Source organism: Mitsuokella sp. UBA4253 (genome assembly GCF_002395285.1).
Taxonomy (GTDB): Bacteria; Bacillota; Negativicutes; order Selenomonadales; family Selenomonadaceae; genus Mitsuokella; species Mitsuokella jalaludinii.
In genome coordinates this window covers 118,885-133,665 of the sequence record NZ_DGWR01000015.1, presented here as the reverse complement: position 1 = coordinate 133,665, position 14,781 = coordinate 118,885, and the positions used below count along the sequence as shown (strand labels likewise).

At 61.7% G+C, this 14,781-nt stretch carries 15 protein-coding genes; 14 read left to right on the top strand and 1 reads right to left on the bottom strand.

Annotation, left to right across the window (positions count from 1 at the left end):
• The first annotated feature begins 2 nt into the window (after positions 1-2).
• The gene (locus tag B2X55_RS07890) at positions 3-434 is read left to right on the top strand and encodes a YbjN domain-containing protein (RefSeq protein ID WP_036376517.1); all 432 of its coding nucleotides are present in this window, start codon (positions 3-5) and stop codon (positions 432-434) included.
• Between the two features lie 57 nt (positions 435-491).
• On the opposite strand, the gene B2X55_RS07885 is transcribed toward B2X55_RS07890, so the two are convergent.
• Positions 492-1,523 carry an aldo/keto reductase gene (locus B2X55_RS07885; protein WP_286821627.1) on the bottom strand — a complete coding sequence of 344 codons (1,032 nt, stop codon included), beginning with the start codon at positions 1,521-1,523 and terminating at the stop codon, positions 492-494.
• 137 nt (positions 1,524-1,660) lie between these two features.
• Here B2X55_RS07885 and B2X55_RS07880 point away from each other — a divergent pair, with 137 nt between their 5' ends.
• The 13 genes from B2X55_RS07880 (at position 1,661) to B2X55_RS07820 (ending at position 14,161) form a co-directional block, all read left to right on the top strand.
• On the top strand, positions 1,661-2,077 hold the full coding sequence (locus B2X55_RS07880) for a MarR family winged helix-turn-helix transcriptional regulator (protein ID WP_055160748.1): 417 nt from the start codon (positions 1,661-1,663) through the stop codon (positions 2,075-2,077).
• Positions 2,078-2,135: 58 nt separating this feature from the next.
• On the top strand, positions 2,136-3,326 hold the full coding sequence (locus B2X55_RS07875) for an MFS transporter (protein WP_286821625.1): 1,191 nt from the start codon (positions 2,136-2,138) through the stop codon (positions 3,324-3,326).
• 169 nt (positions 3,327-3,495) lie between these two features.
• On the top strand, positions 3,496-3,948 hold the full coding sequence (rimP, locus tag B2X55_RS07870; protein ID WP_286821623.1) for a ribosome maturation factor RimP: 453 nt from the start codon (positions 3,496-3,498) through the stop codon (positions 3,946-3,948).
• Between the two features lie 65 nt (positions 3,949-4,013).
• Positions 4,014-5,150, top strand: a complete 1,137-nt coding sequence (gene nusA, locus B2X55_RS07865) for a transcription termination factor NusA (RefSeq protein WP_036376531.1) — start codon at positions 4,014-4,016, stop codon at positions 5,148-5,150.
• A gap of 4 nt (positions 5,151-5,154) precedes the next feature.
• Positions 5,155-5,436, top strand: a complete 282-nt coding sequence (gene rnpM, locus B2X55_RS07860) for an RNase P modulator RnpM (protein ID WP_036376534.1) — start codon at positions 5,155-5,157, stop codon at positions 5,434-5,436.
• A gap of 3 nt (positions 5,437-5,439) precedes the next feature.
• Positions 5,440-5,757 carry a L7Ae/L30e/S12e/Gadd45 family ribosomal protein gene (locus B2X55_RS07855; protein WP_036376537.1) on the top strand — a complete coding sequence of 106 codons (318 nt, stop codon included), beginning with the start codon at positions 5,440-5,442 and terminating at the stop codon, positions 5,755-5,757.
• A 28-nt stretch (positions 5,758-5,785) separates the two neighbouring features.
• Positions 5,786-8,263 carry a translation initiation factor IF-2 gene (gene infB / locus B2X55_RS07850; RefSeq protein ID WP_286821621.1) on the top strand — a complete coding sequence of 826 codons (2,478 nt, stop codon included), beginning with the start codon at positions 5,786-5,788 and terminating at the stop codon, positions 8,261-8,263.
• A 98-nt stretch (positions 8,264-8,361) separates the two neighbouring features.
• Positions 8,362-8,769, top strand: coding sequence for a 30S ribosome-binding factor RbfA (gene rbfA, locus B2X55_RS07845; protein ID WP_036376543.1), 408 nt, complete (start codon positions 8,362-8,364; stop codon positions 8,767-8,769).
• A gap of 1 nt (position 8,770) precedes the next feature.
• Positions 8,771-9,739 (top strand): DHH family phosphoesterase, encoded by a 969-nt coding sequence (locus B2X55_RS07840; protein WP_036376545.1) that lies wholly within the window; start codon positions 8,771-8,773, stop codon positions 9,737-9,739.
• On the top strand, positions 9,739-10,632 hold the full coding sequence (gene truB / locus B2X55_RS07835) for a tRNA pseudouridine(55) synthase TruB (protein WP_286821620.1): 894 nt from the start codon (positions 9,739-9,741) through the stop codon (positions 10,630-10,632). The genes B2X55_RS07840 and truB overlap by 1 nt, the downstream gene beginning before the upstream one ends.
• A gap of 14 nt (positions 10,633-10,646) precedes the next feature.
• Positions 10,647-11,585 carry a bifunctional riboflavin kinase/FAD synthetase gene (locus tag B2X55_RS07830; RefSeq protein WP_286821619.1) on the top strand — a complete coding sequence of 313 codons (939 nt, stop codon included), beginning with the start codon at positions 10,647-10,649 and terminating at the stop codon, positions 11,583-11,585.
• Between the two features lie 116 nt (positions 11,586-11,701).
• Complete coding sequence (gene rpsO / locus B2X55_RS07825; RefSeq protein ID WP_286821618.1) at positions 11,702-11,980, top strand: 30S ribosomal protein S15; 279 nt, start codon at positions 11,702-11,704, stop codon at positions 11,978-11,980.
• A gap of 111 nt (positions 11,981-12,091) precedes the next feature.
• The gene (locus B2X55_RS07820; RefSeq protein WP_286821617.1) at positions 12,092-14,161 is read left to right on the top strand and encodes a polyribonucleotide nucleotidyltransferase; all 2,070 of its coding nucleotides are present in this window, start codon (positions 12,092-12,094) and stop codon (positions 14,159-14,161) included.
• The last annotated feature ends 620 nt before the right edge of the window (positions 14,162-14,781 follow it).

The following is a 14,781-nucleotide window of genomic DNA, read 5'->3' as shown; positions in this document are numbered from 1 at the left end:
TCATGAACAAGAAAGCAGAAGAATTCAAAGCATACGTTGAAAAGACGCGGCCGCTGGCCTTCACGATCGAGGAGATCCCCGATGACAACTACGAGACGGTGGCCTTCCGGTCGTTTGCGGAGGTCCGCGGCAACCGGCTGCCGCTCGTCGTCATCCTCGACACGAGCATCTACGCGATGATCCGCATCCTCGTCGTGCCGCGCGCCGTGCGTAGCCAGAACCGCGAGGAACTGCTCGAGACGCTCAACCGCTACAACAAGAAGTACAAGACATGCAAGTACTACATCGACGACGAAGAGAACGTCGTGCTCGACACCTGCATCCTCTGCGGCGAAGAGAAGATTGACGGCGACCTCGTCTACGCCATGTTCCGCGTCCTCCTGCAGGAGCTCGAGGACCATTATCCAGAGCTGATGAAGATCGTCTGGGACTGACAGAAAACCGCTTCGCAGCGATCTTGCTGCGAAGCGGTTTTTGTGTGCGGGAAAGACTCAGCGCACGAGTCCCTGGACGCCGGGGGCCAGGGAGATGGCGTCGATTTCCTGCCGCTCTTCAGCGGTGAAGTGGGTGTTTTCGATGGCCTTGATGTTGTCGAGGATCTGCTCGGGCTTGGAGGCGCCGATGAGGACGGTGGTGACATCCGCGTCCTTGAGGTCCCAGGCGAGGGCCATCTCGGCGAGCGTCTGGCCGCGCTCTTCGGCGAGCTTGCTCAGCGCGCGGATGGCCTGCAGCTTCTCGGGCGTCAGGGACTTCTCCTTGAGGAAGCGGCCGTCGCGGCGGATGCGGCTGTCCTCGGGAATGCCGCTCAGGTAGCGGTCGGTCAGGAGGCCCTGGCAGAGCGGGCTGAAGGCGACGATGCCGAGGCCGAGGTCGGCCGACGTGTTCTTGAGGCCGTTCTTCTCGATCGTGCGGTCGAAGATGGAGTAGCGGTTCTGGTTGACGATGAGCGGCACGTGCATCTCGTGCAGGATGGTCGCAGCGCGCAGGAGCGTCGGGCCGTCGTAATTCGAGAGGCCGACGTAGAGCGCCTTGCCGCTCCTGACAATCTGCGCGAGCGCGCCCATCGTCTCTTCGAGCGGCGTCTCGGGATCCATGCGGTGGTGGTAGAAGATGTCGACGTAGTCGAGGTGCATGCGCCTGAGGCTCTGGTCGAGGCTCGCGATCAGGTACTTGCGGCTGCCCCAGTTACCGTAGGGGCCGGGCCACATGTCGTAGCCGGCCTTCGTCGCGATGACGAGTTCATCGCGGTAGGGGCGGAAGAGGTCGTCCATGAGGCGGCCGAAGTTCCGCTCGGCACTGCCGTAGGTCGGCCCGTAGTTGTTGGCGAGGTCAAAGTACGTGATGCCGTGGTCAAACGCCGTGCAGCAGAGCGACTTCATCGTAGTGTAGTCTGCTGTGTCGCCGAAGTTGTGCCAGAGTCCCAGCGCAACGCGCGGCAGGCGCAGCCCGCTCCTGCCGCAGTGCGGATAAGCCATCGCCTCGTAACGCGATGCGGCGGCCGTGTATGTCTTGCAGATATCCATTGTATCATCCTCCAGTCTGCTTCTATTATATACAAAAATCGATCGGTTTGACAGGGCGAGGGCGCTCTGTTTGACAATTGTACGAGGCCGTACTATAATAGGCGGAATGTAAGAGAACGAGAAAGGAAGGATATGGCATGATTTTGGACAATACGATCGGGTACATGATCAGCCGCGTGGCGCGCAAGATTCACTATGCGGTCGACGAGGTGTTCAAGGCGTATGGCATCACGGTGGAGCAGTGGGTGGCGCTCAAGACGATTGCAGAATATGAACCGTTATGCCAGAAGGCGCTCGCCGAGAAGATCGAGAAGAACCAGAACACGGTCAAGGCGCTCGTCACGCATCTCGATGACAAGGGCTTCATCGACCGCACGCCCAATCCGGATGACATGCGCCACATGATGCTGCGGACGACGGAGCGGGGCAGAGCGCTCGTCGCGCGGCTCACCGAGCTCGACGAGCACAAGAACTTCGATTTCCTCGGGGCGCTCAGCGAGGCGGAGCAGGAGGACCTGCGCCGCATGCTGCGCAAGATCGAGGCAAGGCTCTGACCGCGGCGCAAAGCTGCCGCTGCACATTGTATGGCATGATTTCGGAAAGGAAGATCATATGCAGAGAGAGAAGTTATGGACGCCGGAGTTCCTGGGGATGGGGGGAAGCAATCTCTTCCTGTTCATGTCCCAGTACATCATGGTGGCGTCGCTGCCGATATTCATCATGGAGACCCTGGGCGGCGGCGACATGGAGGCGGGCCTCGCGATGACGGCCTTCCAGATCGGTGCGGTGAGCTGCCGCCCGCTGGCCGGGCGCATCATCGACGCGGTCAACAAGCAGCGCCTGATGCGCGCCGCAACGATCGCGTTCTTCCTCGTCATGCTCGCCTTCAACTGGCTGCACTCCGAGCAGGCCATCTATGCGCTGCGCTTCCTGCACGGCTGCATCTTCGCGCTCGCGACGACGGCTGCGGCGGCGATGGCTGCGCTCGTGCTGCCGGCCTCGCGCAAGGGCGAGGGCATCGGCTACTTCGCGCTCTCGACGAACCTCGCGATGGTCGTCGGCCCGCTCATCGGCCTCGTGCTCATCGGCAATTTCGGCAGCATAGCGCTGTTTGCCTTTTTGACGGCGCTCGCGGCGCTGACCTTCCTCGCGGCCAATGCGCGCCGGCTGCCTGATGAGGTCGTCCGCCCGGCCAGGCGCCAGAAGAAGGGCTTCCATCTCTCGGACTTCATCGAGCGGCGCTCGCTCGCGCCGGCACTTCTAGGCGGCATGGTCTTCTTCGCCTACGGCGGCATCCTGACCTTCATCCCGCTCTACGCCAAGAGCCTCGGCCTTCAGGCTGAGACGAGCCTGTTCTTCGTCGTCTTTGCCTTCGTCATCATCCTGACGCGCCCCGTCATCGGCCGCCTCTTCGACGAGAAGGGCCCCGACTGGACGGTCTATCCGGGTTTTGCCTGCTTCGCCGCCGGCATGCTGCTCTTCAGCCAGGTCGGGACGACGGCGGGCCTGCTCGTCTCGGCCGCCGTGCTCGGCATCGGCTTCGGCGCGCTCTCGCCGGCCTTCCAGACGCTCGCCGTCGAGAGTGCGCCCGCCGCGCGCGCCGGCGTCGCGACGGCCACCTACTTTTGGTCGCTCGACATCAGCGTCGGCCTCGCCGCCGTTCTCCTGAGCTTCGTCGCCGCCCAGTTTGGCTACGCTTTCATGTACGGCATCTGCTGCACGGCCATCATCTTCTTCAACGCCGTGCTCTATTTCATCTGGCGCCGCACGCATCGGAAGAAGCAGAGCACAACAATGCCGTGACTTTTTTTCAGATACCATTTACAAGCCTTGTCTTTTGTGTTAAGATGAAATAGTTAATTTAAGGTTGTTTAGTGAAGAGTGGGTGCGAGCCCACTCTTTAATCTTATGCGAGAAAGACACGGATGACAGGGTCACCGTGAAGCACAAGCAGAAATCTGGAGGTGGATGTATGGCAAAGCAGCAGGTTGAAGATGCCGTGGAGGCAATCGTGCAGGAGCTCCTGAAGGATCAGGACGTCATTGAGCTCGTCGATGTCGAGTATGTCAAGGAGCACGATTGGTATCTGCGCGTCTACATCGATAAGGAAGGCGGCATCGATATCGAGGATTGTCAGGCCCTGAGCGAGAAACTCGAAGCGGAGCTTGACAAGGGCGATGTTGTGCCGGATTCGTACATTCTGGAGGTGTCCTCGCCGGGTATCGACCGCGTCCTGCGCAAGCCGCGCGACTTCGTGCGCGAGCAGGGCAAGAAAGTCGACGTGACGCTCTACGCGCCGCGCGAGGGCAAGAAGCTCCTCGTGGGCGAGCTCACGGGCTTTGACGGCGATGCCATCGAGCTCGACGGCGCGGCGAAGATTGCGCTAGCGGATATCGCACAGGTCCGCCTGCATATCGACTTCTGACGGCGCAAGCATCTGATACAGCAAAAAAAGGGGGCATTCCCCCGTTCATTTGGGAGGATATCATTTTGGCAAGAAAAACGACGAAAGCGAAGGACAATGGTCAGGAATTCCTGATGACGCTCAAAGAGCTCGGCAAGGAGAAAGGCATCGATGAAGAGGTCCTCTTCGAGGCCATCGAGGCTGCCCTGATCTCGGCTTACAAGCGCAACTTTGGCTCGGCGCAGAATGTCCGCGTCACGCTTTCCAGAGAGACGGGTCACTATCATGTCTACGCGATCAAGACGGTCGTCGAGGACCCGGAGGACGAGATCACGGAGATCTCGCTGGCTCAGGCCCGCACGATCAAGCCGGACTACGAGGTAGGCGACGTCATCGAGATCGAGGTGACGCCGGCGAACTTCGGCCGCATCGCCGCTCAGACGGCGAAGCAGGTCGTCGTCCAGCGCATCCGCGAGGCAGAGCGCGGCATCATCTACGAGGAGTTCATGAGCCGCGAGGGTGACATCCTGACGGGCCTCGTCGAGCGCGTCGAGAACCACAACGTCTACATCGACCTCGGCAAGACGGAAGCCGTGCTGACGCCGGCTGAGCAGATCCCGACGGAGACGTACGCGCACGGCGACCGCATCAAGGCATACGTCGTCGAGGTCAAGAAGACGAACAAGGGACCGCAGATCGTCGTTTCGCGCACGCATCCGGGCCTCCTCAAACGCCTCTTCGAACTCGAGGTGCCGGAGATCCAGGAGGGCATCGTCGAGATCAAGTCGGTCGCCCGCGAGCCGGGCAACCGCTCGAAGATCGCTGTCTACTCGAAGGACGAGAACGTCGACCCGGTCGGCTCCTGCGTCGGCCACCGCGGCCTGCGCGTCCAGTCGATCGTCGATGAGCTCGGCAGCGAGAAGATTGATATCGTCAAGTGGAGCGAGAATCCGGCCAAGTTCATCGCCAATGCGCTGAGCCCGGCCAAGGTCGTCTCCGTCGCTGTCAATGAGACGGAGAAAGTCTCGCGCGTCGTCGTGCCGGACTACCAGCTCTCTCTCGCAATCGGCAAGGAAGGGCAGAACGCCCGCCTCGCCGCTAAGCTCACGGGCTGGAAGATCGATATCAAGAGCGAGTCGCAGGCTGCTGACGAAGAGCTCGATGCCAACATGAATGAAGTCGAAGTCACGGGGGACGAGTCCTTCACGGCTGAGGTTGAATGATTGCATGATGAAGATCAAGAAGATACCGCAGCGGATGTGCCTGGGCTGCCAGGAAAGCCGTCCCAAAAAGGAAATGGTGCGGATCGTGCGCAGCCCCGAGGGCGAATTCTCCGTGGATTTCACGGGCAAGAAGCCTGGGCGCGGCGCCTACATCTGCCACAAGCGCGAATGCTTCGACAAGGCCAAGAAGAGTCATGGCCTCGAGCGTTCCTTCAAGTCGCCGATTGACGCGGCCGTCTACGATCTCCTCGAGCGCGAATTGTTCGAGGATGAGGCTGAGGGCTGAGTCATGGCGCATACCAGAGAAGAGCGTATCACGAATCTTTTGAGCATGGCCCAGCGGGCGCGCCGGATCGTATCCGGCGCCTTCGCTGTGGAGCAGGCTCTCAAGAGCCGCGAGGCCGTACTCGTCCTCGTGGCCGCGGATGCCTCAGATGAAACAAAGAAAGATTACGCGATCCTAGCGGATCGATACAAGGTTCCCTGCCTTGAGGGGCTTGACCGGGAGACGCTCGGCCACTGCCTCGGCAAGGAGTACCGCGCTGTCGCAGCCTTGACGGACCAAGGCTTTGCGAAGAAGCTGCGCGAGTTGATGAAGGAGCCATGAGTATGAAATAATAACCGGGGGTGGATCAATGTCCAAATACAGAGTTTACGAGCTCGCCAAAGAGTTCAACACGGATAGCAAAGTCATTCTGGATATCCTCAAGCGCAACAAGTTCAAGGCTGCCAATAATTTCTCGAGCGTCGGCGAAGAAGAGCGCACGGCCATCAAGAATTCGCTGAACAATAAGGGCGCCAAGCCGCAGGCAAAGGCACCGGCCTCTCAGCCTGCTCAGAAGCCGGCCGCAAAGCCGGCGGAGAAGCGCGCCGAGAAGCCGCAGGCCGCCAAGCCGAACCACGGCGGCAGTAATAGCAACAGCGGCAATAACGGCAATAACAGCCGCCATGACCGCCGCAGCGATGCCGGCCGCAACAATAGCAACAGCGGCAACGCGGGCAGCCATGGCAACAGCCGCGCGGCAGCGTCGAGCAGCAACCGCTCGAGCCACACGAATGGCGGCAATAGCAATAACGGCGGCAACCGCAACGGCAATGGCGGCGGCAGCAATAACCGCGGCGGCAACCGCAACGACCGCCGCAACGGCGGCAGCCGCAATGAGCGCGGCGGCCGTAACGACCGCACGAACCGCTTCGGCGGCAATCGCAACGACCGCAATAACCGCCGCGGCCGCAACAACAAGCGCGGCGGCCAGCAGGCGCCGAAGGTCGAGATCGCGCATCCGAAGCACATCAAGCTGCCGGAGACGATCGCCGTCAAGGACCTCGCGTCCAAGATGAGCTACACGGCCGCTGAAGTCGTCAAGAAGCTCTTCATGATGGGCGTCATGGCGACGATCAACCAGGAAATCGACTTTGATACGGCCGCCCTCGTGGCTTCCGAATTCGGCGTGACGTGCGAAGAGCTGCCGCCAGAGGTAGACCCGACGGAGATCCCGGAAATCGAGGATGATCCGAAGTCGCTGAAGCTCCGCCCGCCTGTCGTCACGGTCATGGGCCATGTCGACCACGGTAAGACGTCGCTGCTCGACTGCATCCGCAATACGCATGTCCAGACGCACGAGGCCGGCGGCATCACGCAGCACATCGGTGCCTACCAGGTCAACTGCAAGGGCAAGAAGATCGTCTTCCTCGACACGCCGGGCCATGAGGCCTTCACGGCCATGCGTGCGCGCGGCGCCCAGATTACGGATATCGCCATCCTCGTCGTCGCTGCTGACGACGGCGTCATGCCGCAGACGATCGAGGCCATCCACCACGCGAAATCGGCAGGCGTGCCGATCATCGTCGCCATCAACAAGATCGATAAACCGGGTGCCAATCCGGACCGCGTCAAGCAGGAGCTCATGGAGCAGGGCCTCGTGCCGGAGGAATACGGCGGAGACACGATCATGGTCCCTGTCTCGGCCAAGAAGCAGATCGGCATCGATGACCTCCTGGAGATGGTCCTGCTCGTCGCAGAGGTCAAGGAGCTCAAGGCCAACCCGAACCGCGATGCGCGCGGCGTCATCGTCGAGGCCAAGCTCGACAAGGGCCGCGGCCCGGTCGCAACCGTCCTCGTCCAGAACGGCACGCTGCGCATCGGCGACTCTGTCGTCTGCGGCACGACGTACGGCAAGGTCCGCGCCATGGTCAACGACCGCGGCGAGAACGTCAAGAAGGCCGGCCCGTCCGTACCAGTCGAGATCCTCGGCCTCAACGATGTGCCGGAAGCCGGCGACATCCTCGCCGTGCTCGAGGAGAAGCAGGCCCGCTCCATTGCCGAGGCCCGCATCGAGCGCCAGCGCAACAACCTCATCAAGAGCAAGAAAGTCTCGCTCGACGACCTCTTCCACCAGATCCAGGAAGGCGATATCAAGGACCTCAACATCGTCATCAAGGCCGATGTACAGGGTTCTGTCGAGGCGCTCTCGAGCTCGCTCCTCAAGCTCAACAAGAACGATGAGGTCCGCGTCTCCATCGTCCATTCGGGCGTCGGCGCCGTCAACGAGTCGGATGTCATGCTGGCATCGGCTTCGAACGCGCTGATCATCGCCTTCAACGTCCGCCCGGATGCCAACGCGCGCAAGCTCGCCGACACGGAGAACATCGATATCCGCACGTACCGCGTCATCTACGACGCCATCAACGACGTCAAGGATGCGATGAGCGGCATGCTCAAGCCGAAGTACAAGGAAGTCGTCCAGGGCCGCGTCGAGATCCGCCAGGTCATGAAGTTCTCGAAGGCGCTCGTCGCCGGTTCCTACGTGCTCGAAGGCAAGATCTGCAACAACTCCAAGATCCGCATCATCCGCGACAACATCGAGATCTTCGATGGCGAGATCGACTCGCTGCGCCGCTTCAAGGATGAGGTCAAGGAAGTCAACGCAGGCTACGAGTGCGGCATCTCCATTGTCGACTTCCGCGACTTCAAGGAAGGCGACATCATCGAGGCCTACACGATGGAAGAGATCGCGACGACGATCGCCGATGCCAACAAGGCTGCTGCCAAGAAGCGCGAAGAGCAGGCCAAGGCTGCTGCCGCCAAGGCAAAAGACGCCGAGAAGGACTGAGCTTCACGAAGCACATCGCGAGGCGCGACAAGCGATAACGACCAACAATCAACATACGCAACAGACATAGACATACTAGACATAAAGGAGGGAATGCCATGAGCCAGCTCCGGGTAGAGAAGGTCCAGGAGCTCATGAAGCAGGAGATCTCAAAGATCATCCTGCGCGAGCTCAAGGACCCGCGCATCGGGTTCGTGACGGTCACATCCGTCGAGTGTACGGGCGATTTGCGCGAGGCCAAGGTCTACGTGAGCCTCATGGGCAGTGAACAGCAGGTCAAGGACTGCTGGGCAGGACTGCAGAGTTCGCTCGGCTTCATCCGCCGCGAGATCGGCAAGCGTATCCGCCTGCGCTTCACGCCTGAGCTTTCCTTCGTCGTGGACAAGTCCCTCGATTACAGCGCGCACATCCAAGAGCTGCTGCTGAAGATCGAGGCCGAGGACAAGGCGAAGAACGATTCGACAGAGTCGACAGAGATCGAAGACGACAAGAAAGAAGAACATTGACATGATAGTGACATTGAGTGAAACAGCAGCCATCCTGGCCAGCGCTCAGCGGATTGTCATCACGGCCCACCAGAACCCCGACGGCGACGCCATCGGGTCCTCGCTCGGCCTCATGCACATCCTGCGCTCGCTCGGCAAGGAAGCTCTCGTTCTGCTCGATGATGATATCCCGGCCATCTTTTCGGTGCTGCCGGGATATGATATTATTGGCAGGCCGGAGGTGGAGAGACCCGTAGAGGCCGACCTCCTCGTCGTGCTCGACACGGCCACGGACCGCACGGGCGATGTGCTCAAGGCAGTCCATGCGGAGCACCTCCTCAATATCGATCATCATCAGACGAACGACGGCTCGGCAGAATACAGTTACATCGCGCCGACGCGCGCGGCGACGGCGGAGATCATCTACGACCTCATGCACGAGCTCCCCGTCCACCTCGACAAGGCGATGGCCATGTGCATCTACACGGGCCTCGCGACGGACTCGGGCTTCTTCCGTTTCTCGAACACGACATCGCACACGATGCGCGCGGCGGCGGAGCTCTTAGACCACGGCGTCGAGCCGAACGTCATCTCAGAGGCGCTCGAGCAGAAGCCATACCAGACTGTCCGCGACATCGGCGAGGCCATCGAGCGCGCCGAGCTCTTCGCCGACGGCCATGCGGCCGGCATCTTCCTCAACGCCGAGACGACGGCGCGCATGAAGTCGACAGAGTCCTTCATCGGCATGATCCGCGTCATTGAAGGCGTCGACATCGCCGTCGTGCTCAAGACGAAGGAGGAGGGCATCTGCCGCGTCAGCATGCGCTCCAAGGGGCTCGACGTCAGCGCCATTGCCGTGCAGTTCGGCGGCGGCGGCCACACGCGCGCGGCCGGCTGCACGCTCCTGATGAGCTTTGAGGAAGCCAAGCGCACGATCTGCGAGGCCATCTCGCAGGCCATCCGCGCTTACCACTGCCAGGGGGCGAAATGATGGACGGATTCCTCAACATCCTCAAGCCGCCCGGCATGTCCTCGCACGACGTCATCGGCGCCGTGCGCAAGGTGCTCCGCATGAAGCGCGTCGGCCATGCCGGCACGCTCGACCCCGCCGCGGCGGGCGTCCTGCCGGTTGCGGTAGGGCAGGCCGCCCGGCTCATCGAATACCTCGAGCTCGCCGATAAGACGTATCGCGCCGAGCTGACCTTCGGCTTTGCGACGGACAGCGGCGACGATACGGGGAAAATCACGGAGGAGGTCACGGACTTCATGATGCCCTCGCAGGAAGCCATCGAGCATGTCCTCGCAGGCTTCACGGGCCGCATCCGCCAGACGCCCCCGGCACACTCCGCCATCAAGATCGGCGGCAAGCGCGCCTGTGACCTGCTGCGCGAGGGCAAGGAGGTCGAGGTCCCCTCGCGCGAGGTCATGATCCATTCGCTTGACCTCGTCGCCTATCAGCCGGAGGCGCACAAGGTGCTCCTCGATGTCCAGTGCTCGAAGGGCACCTACATCAGGAGCCTCTGCCTCGACATCGGGGCGGCGCTCGGCCTGCCGGCGACGATGAGCTTCCTCGTGCGCAGCCGCGTCGGCGACTTTGCGCTCGCTGATGCGCTGACGCTCGAAGAGCTCGCCGGGGCGGGGGAGTGCGCCGTCCTGGAGCCCGCGCACTTTTTGAGTCACCTCGAGCGCTACGACCTCGACCCGCGCCGCGAGAAGGCCTTCTGCAACGGCCTCGGCACGGGCGAGCGGCAGCGCGTGCCGGAGACCGACACGCTGCGCGTCTACTGCGGGGGCCGCTTCCTCGGCATCGGCCGCTACGACCGGGCGAGCCAGGAGGTCATCCCGGCCAAGGTCATCCACCGCGAGTCGGCGGCAAAACCATGAGAGGGGAACAAGCGATGCAATTCTATTCCAGACTCACCACGCTGCGACAGGACCACCCGCGCCTCGTCATCGCGCTCGGCATGTTTGACGGCGTCCACCGCGGCCACCGCAGCATCATAAAGCGCGCGGTCGACCTCGCGCATGAGATTGGCGGCGAGAGCATGGTCTTCACCTTCAGCAACCATCCGCTTGCCGTCCTCGCGCCGCAGGCCGTGCCGCCGCAGATCAGCAACAATGCACTGCGCCGCCAGCTCATCGAGGAACTCGGCGTCGACATCCTCATGGCCATCCCGTTCACGAAGGACCTCGCGCGCCGCACGCCGGAGGACTTTCTCGCGCTCCTGCGCGACTCCTTTGCGCCGCACATCCTCGTGACGGGGCCGAATTACACCTTCGGCAGCCGCGGCAAGGGCACGCACCGCATGCTGCAGCGCGTGGCGGGCGACTACGGCTTCCGCGCCGAGATTTGCCCGGCCGTCCAGCTCGGCGGCCGCCCCGTCAGCAGCACGCGCATCCGCGGCCTGATTGCGGGCGGTGACCTCGCGGCGGCAGAGGAGTGCCTCGGCCGGCCCTTCACTGTGCTCGACCGCGTCATCCACGGCGACAAGCGCGGCCGCACGCTGGGCTTTCCGACGGCGAACCTCGCCATCCCCGACGCCCAAGTCATGTTGCCCAACGGCGTCTATGCCGCGACAGCCCACTACGGCGACTGCGACTACGCTGCACTCGCCAACATCGGCAACAACCCGACCTTCCCGGGCTGCAACCGCCGCATCGAGGTCAACATCCAGGACTTTTCCAAGGACATCTACGACAAGCTGCTCGAAGTGCGCTTCCTGCAGAAGATACGCGATGAAGAGAAGTTCGATTCAGTCGCGACTCTTGTCGCGCAGATGCACAGGGACCGCGAGCGGGCCAAAGAAATCTGGCGTCATTGCTTTACAAGCGCTTGATGGCTGTGATATACTATTGAAAGTGCCAAATGGCAGACCTCAGCCCAGATTGCGAAGAACTCCGACGTATTCTTGGCTGATGGAGATTGTTACATGATACAGGAGGAATTACCAACATGCTGACTCAGGAAGCAAAACAGGAAATCATGCAGAAGTATGCCGTTCACGAGGGTGATACGGGTTCGCCGGAAGTACAGATCGCTGTCCTCTCCGCACGTATCGACTATCTGACGGAGCACCTCAAGCAGCACAAGAAGGATCATCATTCCCGTCGCGGTCTGCTGAAGATGGTCGGCCATCGCCGTCGTCTGCTCAGCTACCTCTACAAGACGGATATTGAGCGTTATCGTTTGATTATCGCAAAGCTTGGTCTGCGTTCCACGGTTGAGCGCTGATTGCTGGCGAGCGATCCTGAAGCGGAAAGCGGGAGCAATCCCGCTTTTTTTTCTGGAAAAATAAGCATAGAACAAGAGATACGAATGAAGTAGAGATACAAGGAGGTTTTTATGAATCGCTTTGAGATGGAACTCGCAGGCCGCCCGCTCGTCATCGAGAACGGACAGCTCGCGAAGCAGGCCAACGGCGCCGTGCTCGTGCGCTACGGCGACACGGTCGTGCTCGTCACGGCCACGGCATCGGCTGAGCCGCGCGAAGGCGTGGACTTCTTCCCGCTGACGGTCGACTACGAAGAGAAGATGTATGCAGCCGGCAAGATCCCGGGGGGCTTCATCAAGCGTGAGGGCCGCCCGTCGAGCGATGCCATCCTCTGCGCTCGCCTGATTGACCGCCCGATCCGCCCGCTGTTCCCGAAGGGCTTCCGCAACGACGTCCAGATTGTCGCGACTGTCCTCTCCGTCGAGCAGGACAACGCACCGGAACTCGCCGCCATGATCGGCGCATCGTGCGCCCTGACTGTCTCCGACATCCCGTTCATGGGACCGATTGCGGGCGTGCGCGTCGGCCGCGTCAACGATGAATTCGTCATCAACCCGACGGAAGAGCAGCGCAAGGTATCGACGCTGAACCTCACCGTCGCCGGCTCCCACGACGCCGTCATGATGGTCGAGGCCGGCGCCAACGAGCTGCCGGAGGACGTCATCCTCGACGCCATCCTGTTCGGCCATGAGGAGATCAAGCGCCTCGTCGAATTCCAGCAGGGCATCCAGGCCGACTGCGGCAAAGAGAAGAGCGAGCCGAAGCTCTTCCTCGTCCCGCAGGAGATGGAGGAGGCCATCCGCGACTACGCGAAGGACAGCCTCGACGCCGCTGTCCGCAACCCGGACAAGCTCGACCGCGACGCCCATATCGCCGAGGTCACGACCGACACGATGGAGCACTTCCTCGAGCTCTACCCGGAGATGGATAAAGAGATTGCCATCGCCATCCACGACCTCGAGAAGTCCGTCGTGCGTCACATGATCACCCACGAGAAGATCCGCCCGGACGGCCGCGAAGTCGAAGAAGTGCGCCCCGTCTCGTGCGAAGTCGGACTGCTGCCGCGCACGCATGGCTCCGGCCTCTTCACGCGTGGCCAGACCCAGATCCTCACGGTCACGACGCTCGGCTCTCTCGGCGACGAGCAGATCATCGACGGCCTCGGACCTGAGACGACGAAGCACTACATCCATCACTACAACTTCCCGGGCTACAGCGTCGGCGAAGCCCGCCCGATGCGCAGCCCCGGCCGCCGCGAGATCGGCCACGGCGCCCTTGCCGAGCGCGCCCTCGTGCCCGTCATCCCCTCCATCGAGGAGTTCCCGTACACCATCCGCCTCGTCTCCGAGGTCCTCGAGTCCAACGGCTCGAGCTCCATGGGCTCCGTCTGCGGCAGCACGCTCTCGCTGATGAACGCCGGCGTGCCCATCAAGCGCCCCGTCTCCGGTGTCGCCATGGGCCTCGTCAAAGAAGGGGATAAGTACACGATCCTGACCGATATCCAGGGCATGGAAGACGCCCTCGGCGACATGGACTTCAAGGTGGCTGGTACGACGGAAGGCATCACCGCCATCCAGATGGACATCAAAGTCGACGGCCTCTCCCGCGAGGTCCTGTCCTCCGCCCTCCAGCAGGCCAAGCGCGGCCGCGCCTTCATCCTCGGCAAGATGCTCGAGTGCATCGACAAGCCGGCCGCCGAGCTCTCCCCGTACGCACCGCGCGTCGAGACGATCAAGATCAAGGTCGACAAGATCCGCGACGTCATCGGCACCGGCGGCAAAGTCGTCAAGAAGATCATTGACGAGACCGGCGTCGACATCGACATCCACGAAGACGGCAACATCTTCATCACCTCCAGCGACGCCGAAGGCATGAAGAAAGCCAAGAAGATGATCGAAGACATCGTCCGCGAAGTCGAAGTCGGAGAAGTCTACACCGGCCGCGTCACCCGCCTGATGAAATTCGGCGCCTTCGTCGAAGTCCTGCCAGGCAAAGAAGGCCTCTGCCACATCTCCCAGCTCGCCAACCACCGCGTCGAGAAAGTCGAAGACGTCGTCCAGGTCGGCGACCAGCTCCAGGTCAAAGTCGTCGAGATCGATGACAAAGGCCGCATCAACCTCAGCCACAAAGCCGTGCTCTAAGCGCGCAATAAAAAGGCTTCCCATCTCAAATGAGAGGGGAAGCCTTTTTTGTACAAGCAACAATCCCAAAACCTAAGGCCGGAGCGAAGCAATCGGCCGCGCCACGCAGAAGCTCAGTCCGCAGACATCCGCTTCGGGGCGAGGGCATGCATTCCGCCTGCAGGAGCGAAGTGACCGCCGCAGGCTGAGCCCCGAGCCGGCGCACCTAGAAACAGCGATGCCAGAACGCCGCGTCAGGCGGCGAAATACCCAGATACGTCATCTGCGGCATGGGGCTCATTTAACAGAGCGACGAAGCCGGATCTCATTTGCAGACATAAACTTTGGGCGAGGGCATGCATTCCGCCTGCAGGAGCGAAGTGACCGCCGCAGGCTGAGCCCCGAGCTGTCATACCTAGAAACAGCGATGCCAGAACGCCGCGTCAGGCGGCGAAATACCTAGATACGTCATCCGTCGCATGGGGCTCATTTAACAGAGCGACGAAGCCGGATCTCATTTGCAGGCATAAACTTTGGGCGAGGGCATGCATTCCGCCTGCAGGAGCGAAGTGACCGCCGCAGGCTGAGCCCCGAGCCGCCGCACCTAGAAACAGCGATGCCAGAACGCCGCGTCAGGCGGC

Coding starts and splice junctions, on each gene's coding strand:
- B2X55_RS07885 (WP_286821627.1), bottom strand. CDS start 1,523: ATGGATATCTGCAAGACATACACGGCCGCCGCATCGCGTTACGAGGCG.
- rpsO (WP_286821618.1), top strand. CDS start 11,702: ATGCTGACTCAGGAAGCAAAACAGGAAATCATGCAGAAGTATGCCGTT.
- rnpM (WP_036376534.1), top strand. CDS start 5,155: ATGATGAAGATCAAGAAGATACCGCAGCGGATGTGCCTGGGCTGCCAG.
- B2X55_RS07875 (WP_286821625.1), top strand. CDS start 2,136: ATGCAGAGAGAGAAGTTATGGACGCCGGAGTTCCTGGGGATGGGGGGA.
- infB (WP_286821621.1), top strand. CDS start 5,786: ATGTCCAAATACAGAGTTTACGAGCTCGCCAAAGAGTTCAACACGGAT.
- B2X55_RS07890 (WP_036376517.1), top strand. CDS start 3: ATGAACAAGAAAGCAGAAGAATTCAAAGCATACGTTGAAAAGACGCGG.
- B2X55_RS07880 (WP_055160748.1), top strand. CDS start 1,661: ATGATTTTGGACAATACGATCGGGTACATGATCAGCCGCGTGGCGCGC.
- rbfA (WP_036376543.1), top strand. CDS start 8,362: ATGAGCCAGCTCCGGGTAGAGAAGGTCCAGGAGCTCATGAAGCAGGAG.
- truB (WP_286821620.1), top strand. CDS start 9,739: ATGGACGGATTCCTCAACATCCTCAAGCCGCCCGGCATGTCCTCGCAC.
- B2X55_RS07840 (WP_036376545.1), top strand. CDS start 8,771: ATGATAGTGACATTGAGTGAAACAGCAGCCATCCTGGCCAGCGCTCAG.
- B2X55_RS07820 (WP_286821617.1), top strand. CDS start 12,092: ATGAATCGCTTTGAGATGGAACTCGCAGGCCGCCCGCTCGTCATCGAG.
- B2X55_RS07855 (WP_036376537.1), top strand. CDS start 5,440: ATGGCGCATACCAGAGAAGAGCGTATCACGAATCTTTTGAGCATGGCC.
- B2X55_RS07830 (WP_286821619.1), top strand. CDS start 10,647: ATGCAATTCTATTCCAGACTCACCACGCTGCGACAGGACCACCCGCGC.
- rimP (WP_286821623.1), top strand. CDS start 3,496: ATGGCAAAGCAGCAGGTTGAAGATGCCGTGGAGGCAATCGTGCAGGAG.